Origin of the sequence: Billgrantia antri (genome assembly GCF_017868935.1) — a bacterium.
Classification (GTDB): Bacteria; Pseudomonadota; Gammaproteobacteria; order Pseudomonadales; family Halomonadaceae; genus Halomonas; species Halomonas antri.
Genome location: NZ_CP053383.1, coordinates 3,165,048 through 3,188,090, shown reverse-complemented (window position 1 = coordinate 3,188,090; position 23,043 = coordinate 3,165,048). Strand labels below are relative to the sequence as shown.

Sequence of the window (23,043 nt, the reverse complement as noted above, 5' to 3'; positions counted from 1 at the left end):
CTGCGACAGGAGGGAGCATGAGCGCCACCGTCGAACGCAACGTCCGTCCCGATTACGACCCTGAACTGCAGATGATCGCCGACTACGTTCTCGACTATCGGATCGAGAGCGACGAGACGCTGGATACCGCACGCAACTGTCTCATCGATACCCTGGGCTGTGGCCTGTTGGCGCTGCGCTTCCCGGAATGCACCAAGCACCTGGGGCCGCTCGTCGAAGGCACCGTCGTGCCCCATGGTGCCCGGGTGCCAGGCACCTCCTTCCGCCTGGATCCTGTCAAGGCTGCCTGGGATACCGGCTGCATCGTGCGCTGGCTCGACTATAACGACACCTGGCTTGCCGCCGAGTGGGGGCATCCCTCCGACAACCTGGGTGCCATTCTCGCCGTGGCGGATCACCTCTCGCAAAAGCGAGTCGCCCAGGGCGAGGCGCCGTTGACCATGCGCGACGTCCTCGAGGCCATGATCAAGGCTCATGAGATCCAGGGAGTGCTAGCGCTCGAAAACTCCTTCAACCGGGTTGGCCTGGATCATGTGGTCCTGGTCAAGGTGGCATCCACAGCGGTGGCCGCCCATCTGATGGGGGCGAGTCGGGATCAACTGATGTCGGCTCTGTCGCACGCTTGGGCTGACGGTCAGAGTCTGCGTACCTATCGCCATGCGCCCAACGCCGGCTCACGCAAGAGCTGGGCGGCGGGAGATGCCACTTCTCGTGGCGTGCGCCTGGCCGATATTGCCCTGCGTGGTGAGATGGGCATACCCGGGGTGCTCAGTGCGCCACAATGGGGCTTCTACGACGTGCTCTTCTCGAAGACCAACAAGGATCAGGCGATCAAACCTGAAGGGGAGAGGAAGTTTCGCTTCCAGCGCGAGTTCGGCAACTATGTGATGGAAAACATCCTGTTCAAGATCGCCTTCCCGGCAGAGTTCCATGCCCAGACTGCCTGCGAGGCTGCAGTGCGCTTGCATCCCCAGGTCAAGGACCGCCTCGATGAGATCGAGCGTATCGTCATCACCACCCATGAGTCGGCGATCCGCATCATCTCCAAGGAGGGCAAGCTGGCCAACCCGGCGGACCGTGACCACTGCTTGCAGTACATGGTGGCCGTACCGCTCATCTTTGGTGACCTGACCGCCGAGCACTACGAAGACGATTTTCATCATCAGCATCCGCTGATCGATACCCTGCGCGGGAAGATGAAAGTAAGAGAGGAACCCCGCTACACCCAAGACTATCTGGCTGCCGACAAGCGCTCTATCGCCAACGCCATCCAGGTGGTCTTCCGCGACGGCAGCGCTACGGAGTGCGTCGAAGTGGAGTATCCACTCGGCCATCGACGACGTCGCGACGAAGGCATTCCCATGCTAGAGGAGAAGTTTCGGCGCAACCTGGCCACGCGCTTCCCCGCCGGTCGCTGCGAGCGAATATTCTCGTTGTGCAGCAATCAGGCACAGCTGGAAGCCACGCCGGTACATCGATTCGTCGAACTCTTCATCATCTGATGCATCTCGTTACCTGCGTGTGAAGGTGAGAAAATTGATCGCAGTCATGGCTGCTGTCAGAAACCTGAGCTATATTTTTTTGACGCAAAGGGTTGCGTCATTAATGGGCAGCCCGTAAAGTACGCATCCGCTGCCGGCGACGGGCAACGTTGCAGGCGGTGGGAAGAGTGGTAAGTGGCTGTCTTGCTTTGGGTTTTTCGATTCGCTTCGTAAAATTCGCACTTGACGCCCACGGCGGATTCGGTAGAATGCGCCTCACTCGAAAGCAAGTCCGCAAGCGGGCTTGCGGTCGCCGGCCCAGGCCGGTCTTCGACGCCAGGGTCATTTCGGTGACGGCCTCGAAGAGAGTTGACAAACTCCGGCGCTTCAGTAGAATACGCCTTCCTCGCAGGGCGCTGGCGAGGCCTCACGGCCCCGACAGCAAGCGAGACGCTCCGCTCTCTTCAAGAGCCCGGAGCCGCTCTTTAACAATCGATCAGGTAATTCATGTGGGCGCTTGTCGATGAGGTGGTGAGAAGTCACACCATTTCAAGGCAAGCGACTCGTCGAGACCTTCGGGTCTTTTGAGAAGCTTTGACCTTGAGCCGAGATTGGTCCGCTTTCGTCTTCGGACGAGCAAGGACTCGATGATTTTAAACTGAAGAGTTTGATCATGGCTCAGATTGAACGCTGGCGGCAGGCCTAACACATGCAAGTCGAGCGGCAGCACGGGGAGCTTGCTCCCTGGTGGCGAGCGGCGGACGGGTGAGTAATGCATAGGAATCTGCCCGGTAGTGGGGGATAACCTGGGGAAACCCAGGCTAATACCGCATACGTCCTACGGGAGAAAGCAGGGGCTCTTCGGACCTTGCGCTATCGGATGAGCCTATGTCGGATTAGCTGGTTGGTGAGGTAATGGCTCACCAAGGCGACGATCCGTAGCTGGTCTGAGAGGATGATCAGCCACATCGGGACTGAGACACGGCCCGAACTCCTACGGGAGGCAGCAGTGGGGAATATTGGACAATGGGGGCAACCCTGATCCAGCCATGCCGCGTGTGTGAAGAAGGCCCTCGGGTTGTAAAGCACTTTCAGTGGGGAAGAACGCCTGACGGTTAATACCCGTCAGGGAAGACATCACCCACAGAAGAAGCACCGGCTAACTCCGTGCCAGCAGCCGCGGTAATACGGAGGGTGCGAGCGTTAATCGGAATTACTGGGCGTAAAGCGCGCGTAGGCGGCTTGATAAGCCGGTTGTGAAAGCCCCGGGCTCAACCTGGGAACGGCATCCGGAACTGTCAGGCTAGAGTGCAGGAGAGGAAGGTAGAATTCCCGGTGTAGCGGTGAAATGCGTAGAGATCGGGAGGAATACCAGTGGCGAAGGCGGCCTTCTGGACTGACACTGACGCTGAGGTGCGAAAGCGTGGGTAGCAAACAGGATTAGATACCCTGGTAGTCCACGCCGTAAACGATGTCGACTAGCCGTTGGGTCCTTCGCGGACTTTGTGGCGCAGTTAACGCGATAAGTCGACCGCCTGGGGAGTACGGCCGCAAGGTTAAAACTCAAATGAATTGACGGGGGCCCGCACAAGCGGTGGAGCATGTGGTTTAATTCGATGCAACGCGAAGAACCTTACCTACCCTTGACATCCTGCGAACCCTTCGGAGACGAAGGGGTGCCTTCGGGAACGCAGAGACAGGTGCTGCATGGCTGTCGTCAGCTCGTGTTGTGAAATGTTGGGTTAAGTCCCGTAACGAGCGCAACCCTTGTCCCTATTTGCCAGCGATTCGGTCGGGAACTCTAGGGAGACTGCCGGTGACAAACCGGAGGAAGGTGGGGACGACGTCAAGTCATCATGGCCCTTACGGGTAGGGCTACACACGTGCTACAATGGTCGGTACAAAGGGTTGCGAGCTCGCGAGGGCAAGCCAATCCCAGAAAGCCGATCTCAGTCCGGATCGGAGTCTGCAACTCGACTCCGTGAAGTCGGAATCGCTAGTAATCGTGAATCAGAATGTCACGGTGAATACGTTCCCGGGCCTTGTACACACCGCCCGTCACACCATGGGAGTGGACTGCACCAGAAGTGGTTAGCCTAACCTTCGGGAGGGCGATCACCACGGTGTGGTTCATGACTGGGGTGAAGTCGTAACAAGGTAGCCGTAGGGGAACCTGCGGCTGGATCACCTCCTTAAACGACGTATCGCCGCCTCGCGGCAAGTGCCCACAATGAATTACCTGATCGGCCAGAGCAAAGACTGTTTGGATCAGTGAGCGATCACTGATGCATCGGTAGTAAGCCGGGTCTGTAGCTCAGTTGGTTAGAGCGCACCCCTGATAAGGGTGAGGTCGGCAGTTCAAATCTGCCCAGACCCACCAATTTCGCCGGATACGGCGTTGCTTTGAACCTCGCATAGCGAGCTATGCGTCGGCCCAAAGCGCCTTGTCTCCGACGAAATTCATCGTAAGCAGCATGCGATGATCAGTGGGGCCATAGCTCAGCTGGGAGAGCGCCTGCCTTGCACGCAGGAGGTCAGCGGTTCGATCCCGCTTGGCTCCACCAAACTTCCCGACGCGTCGTTGAAAGGCTCCTCGCATAGCGAACTATGCGTCGTCACCTTTCGCCTAGCCTCGGATCGTTTGGCTTCGCCACTTCTCGCCACCCGCTTCCCACAGTCTTACCTGATCGGATCTGCAGTCATAAGCCATCGTCGCGTATCGCGATGTCGGGTTTATGACTGTCGATTGACAGTCTGCTCTTTAACAATGTGAATCATGCTGACAAGTTTTCTCCGCAAGGAGAAAGCGAAAGTGATACGTCTCAAGCGTATCCGGCAATTGTCGTACGTGATCGCAGACCAGACCCCTTCGGGTTATATGGTCAAGCGATTAAGCGCATACGGTGGATGCCTTGGCAGCCAGAGGCGATGAAGGACGTTGTAGCCTGCGATAAGGCTCGGTGAGGTGGCAAACAACCTGTGACCCGGGCATTTCCGAATGGGGAAACCCACCCAGCACAAGCTGGGTATCCCACACTGAATCCATAGGTGTTGGGAGGCGAACCGGGGGAACTGAAACATCTAAGTACCCCGAGGAAAAGAAATCAACCGAGATTCCCCCAGTAGCGGCGAGCGAACGGGGAGTAGCCCTTAAGCATGTGACTGGTTAGGCGAACGAGCTGGGAAGCTCGACCATAGGGGGTGATAGTCCCGTAGCCGAAAGCCTGAACATGTGAAATCGAGTAGGTCGGGGCACGTGAAACCTTGACTGAACATGGGGGGACCATCCTCCAAGGCTAAATACTCCTGGCTGACCGATAGTGAACCAGTACCGTGAGGGAAAGGCGAAAAGAACCCCGGAGAGGGGAGTGAAATAGATCCTGAAACCGTATGCGTACAAGCAGTGGGAGCAGACTCGTTCTGTGACCGCGTACCTTTTGTATAATGGGTCAGCGACTTATTTTCAGTGGCGAGCTTAACCGAATAGGGGAGGCGTAGGGAAACCGAGTCTTAACTGGGCGACCAGTCGCTGGAAATAGACCCGAAACCGGGCGATCTATCCATGAGCAGGTTGAAGGTTGAGTAACATCAACTGGAGGACCGAACCAGGATCTGTTGAAAAAGATTTGGATGACTTGTGGATCGGAGTGAAAGGCTAATCAAGCCCGGAGATAGCTGGTTCTCCTCGAAAGCTATTTAGGTAGCGCCTCACGTATCACCACCGGGGGTAGAGCACTGTTTCGGCTAGGGGGCCATCCCGGCTTACCAACCCGAGGCAAACTCCGAATACCGGTGAGTGCAAGCGTGGGAGACACACGGCGGGTGCTAACGTCCGTCGTGAAAAGGGAAACAACCCAGACCGTCAGCTAAGGTCCCGAAATCCTGGTTAAGTGGGAAACGATGTGGGAAGGCTCAGACAGCTAGGAGGTTGGCTTAGAAGCAGCCATCCTTTAAAGAAAGCGTAATAGCTCACTAGTCGAGTCGGCCTGCGCGGAAGATGTAACGGGGCTAAACCAGGTACCGAAGCTACGGGCTTGCCGAATGGCAAGCGGTAGAGGAGCGTCGTGTAAGCCGATGAAGGTGGATTGAGAAGTCTGCTGGAGGTATCACGAGTGCGAATGCTGACATGAGTAACGACAAGGGGAGTGAAAAACTCCCCCGCCGGAAGACCAAGGGTTTCTGTTCGACGCTAATCGGAGCAGAGTGAGTCGGCCCCTAAGGCGAGGCCGAAAGGCGTAGTCGATGGGAAACGGGTCAATATTCCCGTACCTCACTGTATTGCGATGGGGGGACGAAGAAGGCTAGGTGGGCCAGGCGTTGGTTGTCCTGGTGAAAGCCCGTAGGCTGGGGATTCAGGCAAATCCGGATCCCCAAGGCCGAGAGGCGAGACGAACACCCCACGGGGTGGAAGTCATCGATGCCACGCTTCCAGGAAAAGCCTCTAAGCTTCAGATACAGTGGGACCGTACCCCAAACCGACACAGGTGGTCAGGTAGAGAATACCCAGGCGCTTGAGAGAACTCGGGTGAAGGAACTAGGCAAAATGGTGCCGTAACTTCGGGAGAAGGCACGCCGCGTTAGTGTGAAGGCCCTCGCGGCCGGAGCACGAGGCGGTCGAAGATACCAGGTGGCTGCAACTGTTTATTAAAAACACAGCACTCTGCCAACGCGTAAGCGGACGTATAGGGTGTGACGCCTGCCCTGCCGGAAGGTTAAGTGATGGTGTTAGCCCTCGGGCGAAGCTCTTGATCGAAGCCCCGGTAAACGGCGGCCGTAACTATAACGGTCCTAAGGTAGCGAAATTCCTTGTCGGGTAAGTTCCGACCTGCACGAATGGCGTAATGATGGCCACGCTGTCTCCACCCGAGACTCAGTGAAATTGAAATCGCAGTGAAGATGCTGTGTACCCGCGGCTAGACGGAAAGACCCCGTGAACCTTTACTATAGCTTCACACTGGACGCTGATGTTGCTTGTGTAGGATAGCTGGGAGGCTAGGAACCCCGGACGCCAGTTCGGGCGGAGCCAACCTTGAAATACCAGCCTGGCATCATTGGCGTTCTAACTCAGGTCCGTGATCCGGATCGAGGACAGTGTGTGGTGGGTAGTTTGACTGGGGCGGTCTCCTCCCAAAGAGTAACGGAGGAGCACGAAGGTACCCTCAGCACGGTCGGAAATCGTGCATTGAGTGCAAGAGCATAAGGGTGCTTAACTGCGAGACAGACACGTCGAGCAGGTACGAAAGTAGGTTCTAGTGATCCGGTGGTTCTGTATGGAAGGGCCATCGCTCAACGGATAAAAGGTACTCCGGGGATAACAGGCTGATACCGCCCAAGAGTTCACATCGACGGCGGTGTTTGGCACCTCGATGTCGGCTCATCACATCCTGGGGCTGAAGTCGGTCCCAAGGGTATGGCTGTTCGCCATTTAAAGTGGTACGCGAGCTGGGTTTAGAACGTCGTGAGACAGTTCGGTCCCTATCTGCCGTGGGCGTTGGATGTTTGAGAAGAGCTGCTCCTAGTACGAGAGGACCGGAGTGGACGCACCTCTGGTGTTCCGGTTGTCACGCCAGTGGCATTGCCGGGTAGCTACGTGCGGACGGGATAACCGCTGAAGGCATCTAAGCGGGAAGCCCCCTTCAAGATGAGACATCCCCGAGGCCTCGAGCCTCCTGAAGGGCCCAGCGAGACCAGCTGGTTGATAGGTCGGGTGTGGAAGCGCTGCAAGGCGTTGAGCTAACCGATACTAATGGCCCGTGAGGCTTGACCATATAACCCCAAGGGGTCTGCGCATCGCGCACGATTGACGGATACGCCGCCTGAGCGAGAGCCGGGCAGAGACGATCGCGTCAGCATGATTCCAACCGTTTTCGCCTGACGACCATAGCGAGTGGGAACCACCTGATCCCATGCCGAACTCAGCAGTGAAACCGCTCAGCGCCGATGGTAGTTTGGGGTCTCCCCATGCGAGAGTAGGTCATCGTCAGGCATCTCTTCAGAAACCCCGGCCAACTGGTCGGGGTTTCGCCGTTTAGGGGACCGAAAACGGCCCCTGATCGCCAGCGGGACGACCCGGTGGTGTGCTGCCAACCCGGGGACGGCCTCGGACCCTCAGAAGGAAATCACAATGGCCTGGGTGATACTGGTCGTTGCCGGTCTTCTCGAAGTGGCGTGGGCGTTGGGCCTGAAGGCGTCACATGGCTTTAGCCGCCCGCTGCCGAGTCTGTTCACTATTCTGGCGATGGTGGCGAGCTTTTATCTGTTGGCACAGGCAATGAAGGTTCTCCCCGTGGGTACTGCCTACGCCATCTGGGTGGGGATTGGTGCGGTGGGTACGGTCTTGCTGGGAATTCTAATCTATGGCGATAGTGCCTCGCCGCTGCGGCTGACCAGCCTGGTGCTCATCCTTGCCGGGTTGGTGGGCTTGAAGCTGGCTGCCTAGCGGGCTGCAAGAAAGCGCCTACAGGACGAAAGCCCCGGTCGAGAGGCCGGGGCTTATGCATTATGCTGCCGAAGTAAAGCCGGCAAAAGGAGCGGCTTATACGACGCCTTGATCAATCATGGCATCGGCCACCTTGCGGAATCCGGCAATATTGGCTCCCAGTACCAGGTTGGCGGGCTCGCCGAACTCCTTGGCGGTGCTCGCACATTGCCGATGAATATCAGCCATGATCGCCTGCAGCTTGGTGTCGACCTTCTCCAGAGTCCACTGCTGCATGCTGCTGTTCTGTGCCATCTCGAGCTGGCTGGTTGCTACACCACCGGCATTGGCCGCCTTGCCGGGACCATAAGCGATCCTGGCTTCGAGGAAGCGGTCGACGGCGGCAGCCGTGGAGGCCATGTTGGAACCTTCGCTGATGCAATGCACACCGTTGTTTAGCAGCGCGTTGGCGTCGGCTTCGGTCACCTCGTTCTGGGTGGCGCTGGGGAAGGCTACGTCTCCCTTGATGCGCCACACGGCATGGCCGTCGCTCGGGTAGTCCTCGGCATCGATATACGTTGCCTCGGGATGATATTCGACATATTCGCGAAGAGAAGTCCGCTTGACCTCCTTGAGCAACTTCAACGTGTCGAGGTCGATGCCTTCCGGGTGGTGAATCATGCCGCGGGAGTCCGAGCAGGTGATGGGGCGGGCGCCGAGCTGGTAAAGCTTCTCGATGGTATAAATGGCTACGTTGCCGGCGCCAGATACCAGGCAGGTCTTGCCGGAGATGCTATCGCCGCGAGCTTCGAGCATGTTCTGTGCGAAGTAGACTGCACCGTAACCGGTGGCTTCCTTGCGACCCAGTGACCCGCCCCAGTTCAGTCCCTTGCCGGTGAAGACGCCTTCATAGTTGCCCGTGAGCCGCTTGTATTGACCATACATGTAGCCGATCTCTCTAGTGCCAACGCCGATGTCGCCGGCGGGCACGTCGATGGTCGCGCCGATGTGGCGATACAGCTCGTTCATGAACGACTGGCAGAAGCGCATGATTTCGCCGTCGGATTTACCTTTGGGATCGAAGTTGGAGCCGCCCTTGCCGCCCCCGATGGGTAACCCGGTCAGCGCATTCTTGAAAATTTGCTCGAACCCCAGGAACTTGATGATGCTGGCGTTGACGCTGGGGTGGAAGCGCAGGCCGCCCTTGTAGGGGCCAAGCGCCGAGTTGAACTGGATGCGATAGCCCTTGTTGACCTGAACCTTTCCGGCATCATCGACCCAACTGACGCGGAACATGATCTGGCGCTCAGGTTCGACAATACGCTCGATGATGCTGTGCTGGTGATAGCGCGGCACGGCCTCTAGCAAGGGCCGCAGACATTCGAGCACTTCCTCGGCGGCCTGGTAGAACTCGCCCTGGGCCGGACTGCTCCGGCGCAGCCCTTCGAGAGTGTCGTGAATGTAGGTCATTGAGAGCGTCCTGAGTGGAATTAGGTGCGCTCACTATAATTCAATGCACCATTATGCAGCAATCGCATAGGCTATGTCAGGATTAGACATTGATATGAGTCGAAATCGCTTTCAAGTTGCTATTTTCTGCGCACCAACATTGAACATAAGTATTTTTTAAAAGACGTTTATTAAACGATTTAGGGGTGGCCGACAGCGAAAGCCAGTGCTGGTACCATGCGTCATCAACGAATCCTTGAGAGAAAGCCAATGTCTAGCCTGGCAGACCGTGTGGTGCCCGATCAGCTGCTTTTCTACTGTCGCCCAGGTTTCGAAGCCGATGTCGCGACCGAAGTGGCTGAGCGGGTCGAGCGACTTGGCTGGCGGGGTAGGGCTGAGTTCATCGAACAGGGTGGATTCGCCTGTTTCGTCGTGGACGATGAAAGGCCGGCCAACGAACTGCATCGTCAGCTGAAGTTCGAACAGCTCGTCTTTGCCCGTCAAAGCCTGGTCGCGTTGGCGCCCTTGGAGTTGAACCGTGACGACAGGATGTCTCCCATCCTGGCCCAGGTAATGGCCAGCGGCTGGAGTTTCGAGTCGATCTGGCACGAAACGCCCGATACCAACGAAGGCAAGGCGCTGGTGGGGCTGATCAAGGCGCTGACGCGCCCGCTCGAGTCGGCGCTGCGAAAGCGGGGTGCCCTGCGTCGCAAGGCCGGTGGGCGCCGCTTGCATCTGTTCTGGATGGACGGTGACTTCGTCCAGTTGGGGATGAGCTTTCCGGGAAACCGAAGCGAATTGTCCGGCGGTATTCGCCGGCTGCGCTTTCCTTCGGCTGCGCCCAGTCGCTCGACGCTGAAGCTCGAGGAGGCCTGGCACGAGTTCATACCGCGCGATGAATGGAGCGTGCGCTTGGCAGAGGGCATGCAGGCGGCGGATCTGGGAGCGGCACCGGGTGGGTGGACCTGGCAGTTGGTTGCCCGGGGCATGCATGTCTTCGCTATCGACAATGGCCCCATGAAGGGCGATCTGATTGCCACGGGCATGGTCGAGCACCTGCGAGAAGATGGCTTCGTCTGGGAGCCGCCGTATCGATTGGATTGGCTGGTATGCGATATCGTCGACAAGCCGGCTCGTGTGACGGCGATGGTGCAGAGCTGGCTGATCCGCCGCTGGTGTCGGGAAGCGGTTTTCAACCTGAAGTTGCCGATGAAGCGACGCTGGGAGGAAGTCGATCGCTGCCTGGTTCTGCTGGGCGAAGCATTAGAGAATGCCGGCGTTCGCACCGAGCTGCGATGCCGACACCTCTATCATGACCGCGAAGAGGTCACGGTGCATGTCAGGCTACTGGATTGACTCGAGGCGCTCTGGAGTGGAGCCGGGTCAGTAAGCGGGTTCGTAGATACGTATGGTCTCGTCTTCAGTCAGCAGCGGCAGGATAAGCTGCATGGCACGTGCACGCTCCTCGCTGGTGTACCATGCGTTCCATGCATCCAAGTTGCGCCATTTGACGATCACCAGGCGTCGATCGCTGTGGCCACGTTCGACCAGTGTTTCACCGCCGATGAACCCCCTGGCCCCGAGAGAGTAACGCATGGCCTCGCGTGCGGCTTCCTCGTATTCCTCCTCCAGGCCAGGCATGATACGACGTTCAATGATGATCTTGATCATTTGGTAGTTCCCCACGACGAGGTCGATCGATGACGAATACCGCCGACTCCCAGCCCGACTTCAGCGTTCAGGTCGAGCTGGACACGACCGGTCTCTATTGCCCGGAACCCATCATGCTCATGCATAACAAGGTGCGTGACATGAAGGCCGGGGAAGTCCTCAAAGTGGTTGCCACGGATCCAGCAACCACCCGTGACGTACCCAAGTTCTGCAGTTTCCTGGGCCATGAGCTGCTTTCACAGCAGGAATCGGATGGACACTACCTCTACTTTATCCGTTTAGGCTAATGTCCGGCCAGTCCAGTAGCCGTGTGTCGATGGCTTAGTCGCCGGCTTCTTGCGCGGCGCTGGGTACGACCATCAGAGCCAAGGCCTCGAGCGTGCCGGGGTCCTGCTCGCGAATCCGGTTGGCGATGCTGCGCTGGAAAAAGTAGACCATCCGGTGACGGCTCTTGCCCGGGTAGAGGCAGGCATCGCCCGGTAGAATCGGAGTGCTCTCGATGAGAGACTCGTCTGCCAGTAGGGCTTCCACGTTGCCGTCGCTGTAAAGGCGCCAGCCGAATACCTGCTTCAGCTGCCAGGGGCGGCTATCGTCATCGATGCACAGTGCGTGGGTGCCCTGGGTGTCGGGAATCTGCTGAATCAGCGTGATGTCGCTTGTCTCTTCATAATCGAAATAGGCTGCAGCGTGCTCCAGCTCGCATGCCTTATGTGGGGGAGGGAATTCCAGCAGTTCCTCGGTCTCGGGGTCGCGATAGCCAACGAAGCAGCCATGCTCTGCGTCGTCGAGCTGATGACAGGGGGTCAAGGTCTCCATCCAAGGCACAAGGCCCACGACGTCGCCATCCTCGCGCAGCCCCCAGGCAAGTATGGGCATGCCATAAAGGGAGTCGGGGTCCGAAGCCAGGCTGTAGACCATCTCGAGGCCGTCGAGCTCCGGTGAGAGGCGTACCAGGCGCCGCCTGGCCTGGAGCTTCTGGCGCATCGTTTCCAGGTCGATGACCCGGGCAGGGCGGGGCGACAGTGTCATACCCATGTTTCTCCCTCCAGATTCTGCATGGGCCGAGCGGAAAGGTCACGGCTGCGGCTAGGCTGACGGGATCGACTCCTACCTCGTACGAATCACCAATATCACAGAGTCGCTGTGCAAGTTAAGTCCGGCGACGTCTTTTCATGAACATTGCTCTACCAGGGCATGCCAATGCTGACGATGCTCACGGCGTGCCTGGCGCAGGGCTGGCAAGGGAGCTTCGGGATTTTCCAGAGAGAGCCAGCGTTGCAGGTACTCGGCGACTGCATCGGGCGGGGTGATGTGGCTCGCGAGCAGTTGGTCGATGGCTGCTAGCCAGCGGGTAGAAAGCGTCTCGAGCTGATCCAGCCATTCGTGGGCTGGTGTGTCGGTCAATCTTCGATGCAGTTCCTGAGGCGATGCGGCAAGCGCTTGGCAGGTATCGTTGCGGGCGAGGCTGCTGGTCAAAAGCTCGGTTGCCTCCACCAATCGCTGCTCGGCTAGCAGCAGTGCACGCAGCAGCTCAGCCGTGAGAGGCCGACGCTGCAGCGACTTGAGATGGCCCTCAAGCGTAGCCGACTCAGGATGCCAGTCGGGATTGAACTGGTTGAGCGTGGCCTGATGTAGCCAGGCCAAGGCATCGAACTGTGCTTCAATGCCGCGGGAGTCACCAGGTGCCAGGGGTGAGCTTGCACGGGAGAAGTGGCGTACCCACTCATCGGAGTCGAAAAGGCTGTTCCAGCTCACTTTCGGTAGCTGCTCGGTCTTGGTTCGTAGGAGTTGTTCGAGCCGTTCACGGTCGGGTTCGGCAAGCGTACCAGGGATGTCGCCATGCCAGCAGGCATGCAGCCGGCGCCAAAGTTCAAGTTCGTAGATCCAGCGCTGGCTGGGCGGCGCAACGCGTCCGAGCTGATTGTTGCGCGCGGCAATCAGCGAAGTGATGCGGCATTCACGCAGGGCATAGACATTCAGTAGGCTCTCGCGGGTTTCAGCGACCTCACGAAGGCGCTCGTTGCGATCGGGGAAGGCGCCAATATTCTCTGGAGGGTTTCTCTCGGGTTCGGGTTGACCCAAGGCGCGGGCCAGTGCCTGCTGGTATTTCGCCAGCCTGGCCGCACCTTCGTCCTCGCCGCCGCATCCGCCCAACAGCAAGAGGATGAGCACGCAAACGAGGCTGCCCCTCGCTTCAATCCTGCGGAATATCCAGCCTGCCATTCGCGACTCCCCGGGCCTTGCGCTGCAGACGTACGCCGAGCAGGACCGCCGCCACGGTGAGCCCGGCGATCAGGCCAATCCAATAGCCATGCACTCCCAGGGGGCCTACCAAGCCTGCCAGCCCTCGGGTACCCAGCCAGTGGCCGCCACCCAAGCCCACCACCCAGTAGGCAAGCAGAGTGATCAGCATGATGACCCGCGTGTCCTTGTAGCCTCTCAGAGCGCCGGCCAGGTTGACTTGCAGCGAATCGGAAATCTGGTAGAGCATGGCCAGCAGAATCAGCGATAGGGCGAGGCGCTGCACGGCCGTATCGTGAGTGTAGAGGGCCATGACCGGCTCTGCCGTGAACCACAGCAAGGTGCTATTGAGCAGGGCGATCAGCACCGATACCAGCACGCCGTTCCAGGCCACCATACGCGCCCGCTCGGCCTTGCCCTGTCCGAGTGTGTTACCGACTCTGACGGTCAGCGCCATGCTCAGTGCCAGTGGCAGCATGAACAGGATCGAGGTGTAGTTCAGGGCCACCTGATGCGCTGCCACCGTCACCTCACCCAGGCTGGCAATGAACAGCGAGATAAGCGTGAACAGCGTGACTTCGACGAAGATCGCCACGCCGATGGGGACGCCTACGTACAGCAGTTCGCCGATCAGCGTCCAGCGCGGAGGCGTGGGCGAGTGCCACAGAGAGACGTTGCCGTAGGCGCGCGAGCGGCGGGTGTAGAGGATCATGGCCAGGCACATGGTCCACATGGAGAGTGCTGTGGCGATACCGCAGCCCAGTGCCCCCAAGGCCGGCAGGGCATGCAGCCAACCCGGCAAGGCGTCGCCAAACAGCTGGACCAACCCGTCGCCGCCGTAGATCAGGATGAAGTTGCTGGGAACGTTGACGCCAAGCCCCACCAGGCTGATCCAGAGCGACGGTCGGGTATGGTTCATGCCGTCGGAGAAGGCTCGCAACGCCTGGAACAGGGCAACGCCCGGCATGCCGAAGGCAACGGCGGCGAGGTAGGCCGATGAGCGTCTGGCAACTTCGGGAGGAACGTCCATCAGGCGGAAGATGGGGGTCACCGTGAGCCATAGCAACGCTGCCGACGCCAGCCCCAGAACCAGCGCGACCCAGAGTGCCTGGTGAACGTTGGGTCGTATTCGCCCGGTGGCACCACCTCCCAGCAAATGAGCGACGATAGGGGTCAGCCCCATCAGTGTGCCGGTCATGAACAGCATCAGCGGCAGCCAAAGGCTGGAGCCGACGGACACGGCTGCCAGGTCGGTGGCGCTGACACGGCCCGTCATCATCACGTCGGTGACGCTCATGCCGGCCTGCGCCAGCTGGGCGCCGCAAATCGGCAGGGTCAGCCGCAGCAGGGGCCGCGTTTCCGTGCGGCTGACGCTCAGCAGGTCGGTGAAGAACGTTGCCAAGGGAGTGCTCCGTGCATGTCAGGACCTTGGCCGCATGCCAAGGAAACCGAATATGTTAGCAATTCCCGGTGAATTTCGCTGCGCAACCGACTCGCCTATACTGGCGACCCCTTCGTCATGCATGGAGAACCCGTGACGCATCGCCTCGATGACGTGATCGCCCTGTTCGACGGCCTGTTCTTACCACGCTTCAATACTCGGTTGGTACGTGGTGGCGACGAGCCGCTCTACCTGCCTGCCGACGACCGTGTTCCCTGGCATCGGGTGATCTTTGCGCGAGGCTTCTACGCGAGCGCCTTGCACGAGATCAGCCATTGGTGCATCGCCGGTGAGCAGCGGCGCCTGCAGGAGGATTACGGCTACTGGTATCTGCCCGACGGGCGAAGCGCAGAGCAGCAACGCCGCTTCGAGCAGGCCGAAGTGGCGCCCCAAGCACTGGAGATGCTCTTCTCGCGCGCTTGCGGGCTACGCTTTCATGTCAGCGTCGACAACCTGGGTGGTGAGGTCGAGGTCGACCGCGAGGCCTTCCATGACCGCGTTGCGCAACGCGCGGCCCGCTACGAGCGGGAGGGGCTGCCATGTCGGGCAGCCGCTTTCCGCGCTGCGCTGCAAGCCTTCTACCAACGGGGCGAGCCCATGCAGAGCGCGCTGTCAGAAGGGCTGCGTGTGCTCGATCAGCTGCGCTCGCGAGCTTCCCACGCCGCTCTGCCGAGCTGAAGCAGCGGGGTCAACGCCGGCATCGTCTGCTGCGCCGGGTAGGCGACGCCGATGGTCTGGCGAATTTCGAGCTCGGCAAGGGCGCGGCTCTGCACGTCCGGGTGAGCGAGGATCTCGGGCCAGGCCGGCACCAGCGAGGCGCCGACTCCGGCCGCCACCAGCCCCAGGGTATATTCGATGGTACGCAGACGCGCTCGTACCTGGCAGCGCACGCCGGCATCGCTGAGCGCCGTGGCCAACTGCTGCATGGCGGCGCATGGGTGGCGCCAGATGAACGGCAGTCCGTCGAGGTCGGCCAGCGAGACAGTGCCCTGCAGGCCCAGCGGGTGCCCGCTAGGCAGCGCGAGGAGATAGCTGTCGTGCCAGATCGGCTGGAAGGCTTCGCCGGGCGACAGGTCCTGTTCGCCGATGATGCGTGCGTCGCAGCGCTCCTCCGGATTGACTAGGGTCAGGGCCAGGTTGTCGCCCTGGCCGATGTACTCCTTGAGCAGGGCGGTCATGCGGTTGGCGCCTAGCGAGCGCATCAGGCCCAGGCGCACTGGTGTTGCGGGTGCCGGCGTGCGAAACAGCCGGCTGATGGCATCGAGATCCTCGCTGACCTGGCGGGCCAAGGGATAGAGCCGGTGTCCCTCTTCGGTTGGCGTGATGCCGCGACGGTGGCGTTCGAACAGCGGCGTGCCCAGGCGCTCTTCCAGCTGCACCAGCGCGGTCGAGATGGAGGGTTGCGCCACGTGGCAGCGCCGGGCGGCGGCGCTGATCGAACCGCCCTCGTAGGCGGCGATGAAGTAGCGCAGACTTCGTACATCCATAAGCTATGCCTATATCTGGGGCAGGATATCGATATTATCGCTTTATCTGCCGGGCACGCTAGGCTGTAACCATCACCTTGGCAGCCCCGGGAGCCTGCACCGTGCTCGAACCCCTTCCTCAGGAGCAGCGATTTTACGCTGCACTACACAGCGGCGACTGGCCCGCACCACAAAGGGAATGGCAGCTCGACGAGGTCGGGCTCACTCCCTCCGGTCTGGCCGAGTTGTTCGAAACCCAACTGATGAGTCGTCATCTGGACCTGCACGCCCGACGCCTGCAGGCGCGCGGCGAGGCCTTCTACACCATCGGTAGCGCGGGTCACGAAGGCAACGCCGCCATTGCGCGCGCCTTTCGTACAACCGATCCTGCGTTCCTGCACTATCGCGACGCGGCCTTCCTGATCCAGCGCAGCCGTGCGGTGCCAGGTCAGACGCCGCTGTGGGACCTGCTATTGAGCTTCGCCGCCTCGGCAGAGGATCCGATCTCCGGCGGTCGGCACAAGGTGCTGGGCTCGAAGACGCTGCACATCCCGCCCCAGACCAGCACCATCGCCTCGCACCTGCCCAAGGCCGTGGGTGCGAGCTACAGCTTCGGCCTGTGGCGGCGACTGGGAGGTGGGGGCGAGTGGCCCGCCGACAGCGTGACGATCTGCAGTTTCGGCGACGCTTCGTTCAATCACTCCACCGCCCAGGGGGCGCTCAACGCTGCCGGATGGGCCGCCTACCAGGGGGCGCCGATGCCCTTGGTAATGGTGTGCGAGGACAACGGTATCGGCATTTCCACACCCACGCCGGATGGCTGGATCGAAGCCAGCATGCGTTCGCGCCCCGGCTTCCACTACCTCACCTGCGACGGTCTCGACCTGCTCGATACCTGGCGGGCGGCCAGAGAAGCCGAGCGCATCGCGCGGTGCCGCAAGCAGCCGGTCTTCCTTCACATGCGCTGCGTGCGGCTATACGGCCATGCCGGCTCCGATGCTCAGCAGGCCTATATGACGCCTGCCCGGATCAAGGCCGACGAGGCGCGCGATCCGCTACTGGTCACGGCCGGTCTGCTTCAGCGCCACGGGGTGCTCGATGCCGCCGCCATCGAAGCACTCTACCGCTCGGTGGCCGAGCGGGTTGCGCAGGTTGCCGAGGAGGCGATTTGCCGGCCCAAGCTGGAGACGGCCGCTCAGGTCATGGCCAGCATCGTGCCGCCGCCAAGGCCGGAGCGTGTGCGGCCCTGGCAGGGCGAGGTGGACGCTACCCCGGCGCCCATGGCCAAGTTGCTCAACCAGGCGCTGCAGCGCTCGATGACTCGCTACCCGCATCTGGTGATGGCAGGCGAGGACATCGGTCGCAAGGGCGGCGTATACGGCGTTACCCAGCGGCTGCAGGCGCAATTCGGGCCGCATCGGGTGATCGATACCCTGCTCGACGAGCAGAGCATCCTCGGGCTAGGCATCGGTCTGGGTCAGAGCGGCCTGGTGCCGATCCTCGAGATCCAGTTCCTGGCCTACCTGCACAACGCCGAAGATCAACTGCGTGGCGAGGCGGCCACGCTCAGCTTCTTCTCCAACGGCCAGTACACCAATCCCATGGTGGTGCGCATCGCCGGTCTCGGCTACCAGAAGGGCTTCGGTGGGCATTTCCACAACGACAACGCCATCGCCGTGCTGCGCGATATCCCCGGACTGCTGGTGGCCTGCCCATCGAATGCTGCCGACGCCGTGGGCTTGCTACAGGAGGCCGTGCGCCTGGCCGACGAGGAACAGCGGGTGGTGGTAGTGCTCGAACCGATCGCGCTCTACCACACCCGCGACCTGTTCGAGGAGGGCGACCAGCAGTGGTGTTTTACCGATCCCGGGCCCGAGCATCGATTGGGTGTGGGCGAGCCTGGTGCATGGGGCGAGGGCCGTGAGCTTGCCATCGTCACCTACGGTAACGGTGTCTATCTGTCGCGCCAGGCTGCCGCCAGGTTGGAAGCCGACGGCGTGGCGCTGCGCATCGTCGATCTGCGCTGGCTGACCGCCATCGATCATGACGCCGTGCATCGCCTGGTCGCCGACTGCGCCCAGATACTGATCGTCGATGAGTGTCGGCGCAGCGGTTCGCCCAGCGAGGAGCTGATCGCGGGCCTGGTGGAGCGCGGTATGGCGAGCGACAGGCTGCACCGGCTGACGGCCGAGGACAGCTTCATTCCCCTGGGGCGGGCAGCCACGGTCACGTTGCCCTCGGTGCAGGCGATCGTGGCACAGGGGCGACGCCTCGTGGCGTCAAGGCAGCATGGTGAGGTGGCCGCTAACGCGGTAGGCACGGGCAAGGTCACGGCAGGGAGTGGCGAGGCATGAGTCGCAGCGACAGCATGGTGAACGGCGCATCGGAGCGCGAGCGCTTATTGATCGTCTGTCCCGGTCGGGGCACCTACAACGCCGCGGAGTGGGGCACCCTGAACCGGCTGGCGGGGGGCTGCGAGTGGCTGACACGCTTCGATGCCATGCGCCGCGAGGCCGATCTGCCGACGCTCTCCGAGTTGGACGGCGAGATACCTTTTCGCCAGAGCCTGCAGGGTCGGGGCGAGCATGCCTCGCCGCTGATCTATGCCTGCGCCTGGGCCGACCTGCTGTCGATCGATCGTGAGCGCTACGATATCGTGGCGGTCACCGGCAACTCCATGGGCTGGTACATCGCCCTGGCGGCGGCCGGCGCCCTGGGGCCCGACGAGACGCTGCACCTGATCGGCACCATGGGATGGCTGATGCAGGAGAGCCTGGCCGGCGGCCAGGTCCTCTACCCTTGGGTCGATGACGCCTGGCGGCCGGACTGGGCGCTGCGCCAGGAGCTGCTGGCATTGATCGAGCGTATTCACGGCATCGCGGGTGCCGAGCTCTATCTCTCGATCGAGCTCGGCGGCATGCTGGTGTTCGGCGGCAATGAAACGGGGCTTTCGCGCCTGACCGAGCGGTTGCCGGCGCGCGAGCGTTTCCCGCTGCGGTTGCACCAGCACGCCGCCTTCCATACACCCCTTCAGGAGGGAGTGAAGCGCGAGGCGCGCCGGCGGCTTGGCGCCGGGCCGTTCCGCGCTCCCGAGGTGCCGATGATCGATGGCCGCGGCCATATCTGGACGCCCTGGAGCACCGATCCCCAGGCGCTGTGGGACTACACCCTGGGCGAACAGCTGGTCGCGCCCTACGATTTCACCGCGGCAGTGAAGGTTGGTGTGCGGGAGTTCGCGCCGGACCGCATCGTGATTCCCGGCCCGGGAGCGACCCTGGGCGGGGCCACGGCTCAAGCTTTGATCCAGCTCGGCTGGCAGGGTTGGAGCGACAAGGCTGCTTTTCAGACCGGGCAGCAGCAGGAGCCACGCCTGCTATGCATGGGCATTGCAGAGCAACGTGACCGGCTGCTGCCGGCGCAGGCAGCATCAGCCCTCGGCTAGTCGCTGGTGCAGATGCAGCATCACCTCGACCTCATGCTCGGGCCGTAGTGGCTCGAGCCCCATCTCGCCGAACAGCTCGTTGCGTGCCCGGCTCCATTCGCCGACAGAAAGCTCGGGATAGAGACTGTCGGCGGGAGCCAGCTCGACGAAAGGATCGATGCCGTAGGTGTCGAACAAGCGCGCCAGGGCGGCTTCATCGCCGCTGATACCCGCAGTGAACAGCGTGGCATTGAAGTGATCGCTCTCGAGCTCACGGATCACGTCCAGTGGACTCGCGCCGAAACTGTGTAGCTCCTCCAGGCTGTAGCCATTGAGCTCGTTATATTCGTCGTCGAGCCAGTCATTGTCGGGCTGTATCAGGGTGTGCTTGATACGCCCGTCGGGTAGCACCCAGGCAATGGCCAGCGGCAGGTCGCTGTCGTCGCCGGTCTCCACGGCAATGAATCCGGGTATTTCGGCCATATTACGACTCCTGTTGGTCACGGCCTGTCTCCTGGGCTTCGCGAGCCTCGTTCAGGCGAAAAAAGCGGTGTGCGGTATTGCTGGTGGCGCGGGCCAGTTCCGCTTCGTCAGTGTCTCGCCAGTGGGCGATCTCGCGCACGATCCACGGCAGCAGGGCAGGCTCATTGCGTCTGCCCTTGAGTCTGGCAGGTAAATCGCGCGGCAGTAGGTAGGGGCAATCGGTTTCCACCATCAGACGCGCGAGGGGGATCTCCTTCACCAGTTCGCGCAGGTGGTGGCCACGGCGCTCGTCGCAGATCCACCCCGTCAGACCGATGTGCAAGTCCATGTCGAGATAGCCGTAAAGAGTGGCTCGGTCGGCGGTAAAACAGTGCACCACGGCATCGGCGATATCGTCGCGCCAGACCCGCAGCATCTCGCGCATGCGTGGTCCGGCGTCGCGTTCGTGCAGGAACAGCGGCTTGCCGCTCTCCGCGGCAAGCCCCAACTGGGCCTCGAAGGCACGCTCCTGCTCGGCCGGCGTGGAGAAGTTGCGGTTGAAGTCGAGACCGCACTCACCCACGGCCACCACCTCGGGGCGTTGATGCAACTCCCGCATGGCAGCGGCCAGAGAGGTGTCCCAATCGCTGGCGTCATGAGGGTGTACACCGGCCGTGGCGTGTAGTCCAGGATAGCGCTGGGCCAGCTCCACGGCCTGCTCGGCATGGGCGTGGTCGGTGCCGGTCACGATAAACGTCGTGACGTTGGCGGCTCGCGAACGCTGCACGACCGCTTCGAGATCGCGGGCGAAGCTGTCGTGGGTCAGGTTGGCGCCGATGTCCACCAATGGGGCTGGCGAACGAAAGCGCAGTGCCTCGGGCAGAAAGTCGTCGAAGGCGGCGTCGGTATCAGCCAATGGGGAGCGCTCCTTTGCAGCTTTCGCGCATTGTAACCAAAGCCACGGCGGGCCAGCCATGCGTTACACTAGCCGCCTTGATGAACGATGAGGTGAGCGTGTGACCCTGCTACGTCTGGAAGGCCTGCAACTGGCCTATGGTACCCATGTGCTGCTCGACGGCGCCGACCTGGTGCTGGAGAAGGGCGAACGTCTGGCGCTGGTCGGTCGCAACGGTACCGGCAAGTCGACTCTGCTCAAGCTGGTGGCAGGGGAGATCCTGCCCGACGACGGCAGCATCTGGCGCGCCCCGGGGCTGAAGATCGGCGTGCTGGAGCAGGACCTGCCATCCGCATCGGGGGAAACCATCTTCGATGTGGTGGCCCAGGGACTGCCCCAGGCCGGCGAGCTACTGGCCGAGTACCATCACCTGGTGCAGGCCGCCGATCCCGACATGAAGCGCATGGCGACCCTGCAGAGCCGTCTGGAAGCCATCGATGGCTGGTCCTTCCATCAGCGCATCGACGTGGTGCTGACCCGGCTGGGCCTGCCCGCCGACGATCTGATGAGCTCGCTTTCCGGTGGCTGGCGGCGGCGCGTGGCACTGGCCCGGGCGTTGGTCGCCGAGCCCGATCTGCTGCTGCTCGACGAGCCTACCAACCACCTGGATCTCGACACCATCGCCTGGCTCGAGGAACAGCTGCTCGACTTCAACGGGGCGGTGCTGTTCATCACCCATGACCGGGCCTTCCTGTCGAAACTGGCCACCACCATCCTCGAGCTCGATCGCGGGCGGCTGGGGCGCTATCCCGGGGATTACGCCAAGTATCAGCAGCAGAAGGCTCATGAGCTCGAGGTCGAGGCGCGGGAAAACGCCGAGTTCGACAAGAAGCTGGCCCAGGAGGAAGCCTGGATTCGCCAGGGCATCAAGGCGCGACGCACACGCAACGAAGGCCGGGTGAGAGCGCTGGAGCAGCTGCGGCGCGAACGCAGCCAGCGGCGTGAGGTGCAAGGCCGCGCCAGCTTCGGCATCGACAGCGGCGAGCGCAGCGGCAAGCGGGTGGTCGAGCTCGTCGGTGTGTCCCACCGTTTCGGCGGCGACACCATCGTTCGCGACCTGTCGCTCGAGATCCAGCGTGGCGACCGCATCGGCCTGATCGGACGCAACGGTGCCGGCAAGACCACGCTGCTCAAGATCCTGCTCGGCGAGCTCGAGCCCAGCGAGGGTACGGTAAGGCTGGGCACCAATATCAAGGTGGCCTACTTCGACCAGCTGCGCGCCGGCCTGGAGCCGGAGAAGAGCGTCTACGACAACGTCGCCCAGGGCAGCGACAGGGTCAGCGTGGGCGGCAAGGACAAGCACGTCATCAGCTATCTGCAGGACTTCCTGTTCACTCCCGAACGGGCGCGCCAACCGGTCAAGGCACTCTCCGGCGGCGAGTCCAACCGTCTGCTGCTGGCCAAGCTGTTCACCCAGCCGGCCAACGTGCTGGTGCTCGACGAGCCGACCAACGATCTCGACGTCGAGACCCTGGAGCTGCTCGAGGAGCTGCTGCTCGATTTCGACGGCACCCTGCTGCTGGTCTCCCACGACCGGGCCTTCATGGACAACGTGGTAACCGGCGTGCTGGCCTTCGAAGGCGACGGTGTGGTGCGGGAGTATGTAGGCGGTTACAGCGACTGGGTGCGCCAGGGCGGCAAGCTGCCGCCGGCGCCGTGGGAGGGGGCGGCGCGTCAGCAGGTGGAACCCACGGCGAAGCCGATGGAGAAGGCGCCCGCCAGCCCGTCACCCTCAGCGCCGCCGGCCAAGAAGCCCGCCAAGCTCTCCTACAAGCTGCAGCGCGAGCTCGACGCGCTGCCGGCCGAGATCGAGCGGCTCGAGGCCGAGGTGGCGGAGTACGAAGCCAAGGTGGGCGATCCGGCGTTCTATCAGCAGGAGGCGGGGACGGTGGCCGAGGTGCTGCAGGCCATGAGCGACAAGCAGGCCGAACTCGATGCCGCCATGGAGCGGTGGATGGAGTTGGAGGCCATGGCAGCGGGAGAGTAAGGTGCTCCCCACTTCCCTGTGGGTCGTCGAGCGAAGGAGATAAACAGGGTT

At 61.6% G+C, this 23,043-nt stretch carries 16 protein-coding genes, 2 tRNA genes and 3 rRNA genes; 13 read left to right on the top strand and 8 right to left on the bottom strand.

Annotation, left to right across the window (positions count from 1 at the left end; all coding sequences use genetic code 11):
* Positions 1-17: 17 nt before the first annotated feature.
* The 7 genes from prpD (at position 18) to sugE (ending at position 7,920) form a co-directional block, all read left to right on the top strand.
* On the top strand, positions 18-1,502 hold the full coding sequence (gene prpD, locus HNO53_RS14820) for a 2-methylcitrate dehydratase (RefSeq protein ID WP_209473351.1): 1,485 nt from the start codon (positions 18-20) through the stop codon (positions 1,500-1,502).
* 634 nt (positions 1,503-2,136) lie between these two features.
* Positions 2,137-3,676 (top strand): 16S ribosomal RNA (locus tag HNO53_RS14815).
* A 108-nt stretch (positions 3,677-3,784) separates the two neighbouring features.
* Positions 3,785-3,861: transfer RNA gene (locus HNO53_RS14810), tRNA-Ile, on the top strand.
* Between the two features lie 108 nt (positions 3,862-3,969).
* Positions 3,970-4,045: transfer RNA gene (locus tag HNO53_RS14805), tRNA-Ala, on the top strand.
* Between the two features lie 316 nt (positions 4,046-4,361).
* A 23S ribosomal RNA gene (locus HNO53_RS14800) occupies positions 4,362-7,249 on the top strand.
* A gap of 102 nt (positions 7,250-7,351) precedes the next feature.
* Positions 7,352-7,467: ribosomal RNA gene (gene rrf, locus HNO53_RS14795) — 5S ribosomal RNA — on the top strand.
* The 16S, 23S and 5S rRNA genes sit together here with 2 tRNA genes alongside, the layout of an rRNA operon.
* A 138-nt stretch (positions 7,468-7,605) precedes the next feature.
* A complete protein-coding gene (gene sugE / locus HNO53_RS14790; protein ID WP_209473349.1) occupies positions 7,606-7,920 on the top strand; it encodes a quaternary ammonium compound efflux SMR transporter SugE in 315 nt (104 codons plus the stop codon).
* A gap of 96 nt (positions 7,921-8,016) precedes the next feature.
* Here sugE and gdhA read toward each other — a convergent pair whose 3' ends face one another.
* The gene (gene gdhA / locus HNO53_RS14785) at positions 8,017-9,369 is read right to left on the bottom strand and encodes an NADP-specific glutamate dehydrogenase (RefSeq protein WP_209473347.1); all 1,353 of its coding nucleotides are present in this window, start codon (positions 9,367-9,369) and stop codon (positions 8,017-8,019) included.
* A gap of 249 nt (positions 9,370-9,618) precedes the next feature.
* Here gdhA and rlmM point away from each other — a divergent pair, with 249 nt between their 5' ends.
* Positions 9,619-10,704, top strand: coding sequence for a 23S rRNA (cytidine(2498)-2'-O)-methyltransferase RlmM (gene rlmM / locus HNO53_RS14780; RefSeq protein ID WP_209473344.1), 1,086 nt, complete (start codon positions 9,619-9,621; stop codon positions 10,702-10,704).
* Between the two features lie 27 nt (positions 10,705-10,731).
* Here the strand turns inward: rlmM and HNO53_RS14775 are convergent, their stop codons facing one another.
* Positions 10,732-11,019, bottom strand: a complete 288-nt coding sequence (locus HNO53_RS14775) for an antibiotic biosynthesis monooxygenase family protein (protein WP_209473342.1) — start codon at positions 11,017-11,019, stop codon at positions 10,732-10,734.
* A gap of 29 nt (positions 11,020-11,048) precedes the next feature.
* Between HNO53_RS14775 and tusA the strand changes: the two genes are divergently transcribed.
* Positions 11,049-11,306: a sulfurtransferase TusA gene (tusA, locus tag HNO53_RS14770; protein WP_209473340.1), complete on the top strand. Its 258-nt coding sequence runs from the start codon at positions 11,049-11,051 to the stop codon at positions 11,304-11,306.
* A gap of 34 nt (positions 11,307-11,340) precedes the next feature.
* On the opposite strand, the gene HNO53_RS14765 is transcribed toward tusA, so the two are convergent.
* The 3 genes from HNO53_RS14765 to HNO53_RS14755 all read right to left on the bottom strand — a co-directional run bounded on the left by HNO53_RS14765 (position 11,341) and on the right by HNO53_RS14755 (position 14,662).
* Positions 11,341-12,054, bottom strand: coding sequence for a hypothetical protein (locus HNO53_RS14765; protein WP_209473338.1), 714 nt, complete (start codon positions 12,052-12,054; stop codon positions 11,341-11,343).
* Positions 12,055-12,189: 135 nt separating this feature from the next.
* On the bottom strand, positions 12,190-13,191 hold the full coding sequence (locus HNO53_RS14760) for a DUF3080 family protein (RefSeq protein WP_242597434.1): 1,002 nt from the start codon (positions 13,189-13,191) through the stop codon (positions 12,190-12,192).
* 22 nt (positions 13,192-13,213) lie between these two features.
* Positions 13,214-14,662, bottom strand: a complete 1,449-nt coding sequence (locus tag HNO53_RS14755; RefSeq protein WP_209473333.1) for an MATE family efflux transporter — start codon at positions 14,660-14,662, stop codon at positions 13,214-13,216.
* A 132-nt stretch (positions 14,663-14,794) separates the two neighbouring features.
* On the opposite strand from HNO53_RS14755, the gene HNO53_RS14750 reads away from it, so the two are divergent.
* Positions 14,795-15,379: an elongation factor P hydroxylase gene (locus HNO53_RS14750; protein WP_242597433.1), complete on the top strand. Its 585-nt coding sequence runs from the start codon at positions 14,795-14,797 to the stop codon at positions 15,377-15,379.
* On the opposite strand, the gene HNO53_RS14745 is transcribed toward HNO53_RS14750, so the two are convergent.
* Positions 15,337-16,188, bottom strand: a complete 852-nt coding sequence (locus HNO53_RS14745) for a LysR family transcriptional regulator (protein ID WP_209473329.1) — start codon at positions 16,186-16,188, stop codon at positions 15,337-15,339. The genes HNO53_RS14750 and HNO53_RS14745 overlap by 43 nt on opposite strands.
* A gap of 101 nt (positions 16,189-16,289) precedes the next feature.
* Here HNO53_RS14745 and HNO53_RS14740 point away from each other — a divergent pair, with 101 nt between their 5' ends.
* Positions 16,290-18,521 carry a dehydrogenase E1 component subunit alpha/beta gene (locus HNO53_RS14740; RefSeq protein ID WP_209473327.1) on the top strand — a complete coding sequence of 744 codons (2,232 nt, stop codon included), beginning with the start codon at positions 16,290-16,292 and terminating at the stop codon, positions 18,519-18,521.
* Positions 18,518-19,609, top strand: coding sequence for an ACP S-malonyltransferase (locus HNO53_RS14735; RefSeq protein ID WP_209473324.1), 1,092 nt, complete (start codon positions 18,518-18,520; stop codon positions 19,607-19,609). The genes HNO53_RS14740 and HNO53_RS14735 overlap by 4 nt, the downstream gene beginning before the upstream one ends.
* Here HNO53_RS14735 and HNO53_RS14730 read toward each other — a convergent pair.
* Positions 19,595-20,071, bottom strand: a complete 477-nt coding sequence (locus HNO53_RS14730; RefSeq protein ID WP_209473322.1) for a hypothetical protein — start codon at positions 20,069-20,071, stop codon at positions 19,595-19,597. The genes HNO53_RS14735 and HNO53_RS14730 overlap by 15 nt on opposite strands.
* Position 20,072: 1 nt before the next feature.
* Positions 20,073-20,966: a TatD family hydrolase gene (locus HNO53_RS14725; RefSeq protein ID WP_242597432.1), complete on the bottom strand. Its 894-nt coding sequence runs from the start codon at positions 20,964-20,966 to the stop codon at positions 20,073-20,075.
* A 100-nt stretch (positions 20,967-21,066) separates the two neighbouring features.
* Here HNO53_RS14725 and HNO53_RS14720 point away from each other — a divergent pair, with 100 nt between their 5' ends.
* Positions 21,067-22,992, top strand: coding sequence for an ATP-binding cassette domain-containing protein (locus tag HNO53_RS14720; protein WP_209473318.1), 1,926 nt, complete (start codon positions 21,067-21,069; stop codon positions 22,990-22,992).
* Positions 22,993-23,043 lie beyond the last annotated feature (51 nt).

Coding starts and splice junctions, on each gene's coding strand:
- prpD (WP_209473351.1), top strand. CDS start 18: ATGAGCGCCACCGTCGAACGCAACGTCCGTCCCGATTACGACCCTGAA.
- sugE (WP_209473349.1), top strand. CDS start 7,606: ATGGCCTGGGTGATACTGGTCGTTGCCGGTCTTCTCGAAGTGGCGTGG.
- gdhA (WP_209473347.1), bottom strand. CDS start 9,369: ATGACCTACATTCACGACACTCTCGAAGGGCTGCGCCGGAGCAGTCCG.
- rlmM (WP_209473344.1), top strand. CDS start 9,619: ATGTCTAGCCTGGCAGACCGTGTGGTGCCCGATCAGCTGCTTTTCTAC.
- HNO53_RS14775 (WP_209473342.1), bottom strand. CDS start 11,019: ATGATCAAGATCATCATTGAACGTCGTATCATGCCTGGCCTGGAGGAG.
- tusA (WP_209473340.1), top strand. CDS start 11,049: ATGACGAATACCGCCGACTCCCAGCCCGACTTCAGCGTTCAGGTCGAG.
- HNO53_RS14765 (WP_209473338.1), bottom strand. CDS start 12,054: ATGGGTATGACACTGTCGCCCCGCCCTGCCCGGGTCATCGACCTGGAA.
- HNO53_RS14745 (WP_209473329.1), bottom strand. CDS start 16,188: ATGGATGTACGAAGTCTGCGCTACTTCATCGCCGCCTACGAGGGCGGT.
- HNO53_RS14735 (WP_209473324.1), top strand. CDS start 18,518: ATGAGTCGCAGCGACAGCATGGTGAACGGCGCATCGGAGCGCGAGCGC.
- HNO53_RS14730 (WP_209473322.1), bottom strand. CDS start 20,071: ATGGCCGAAATACCCGGATTCATTGCCGTGGAGACCGGCGACGACAGC.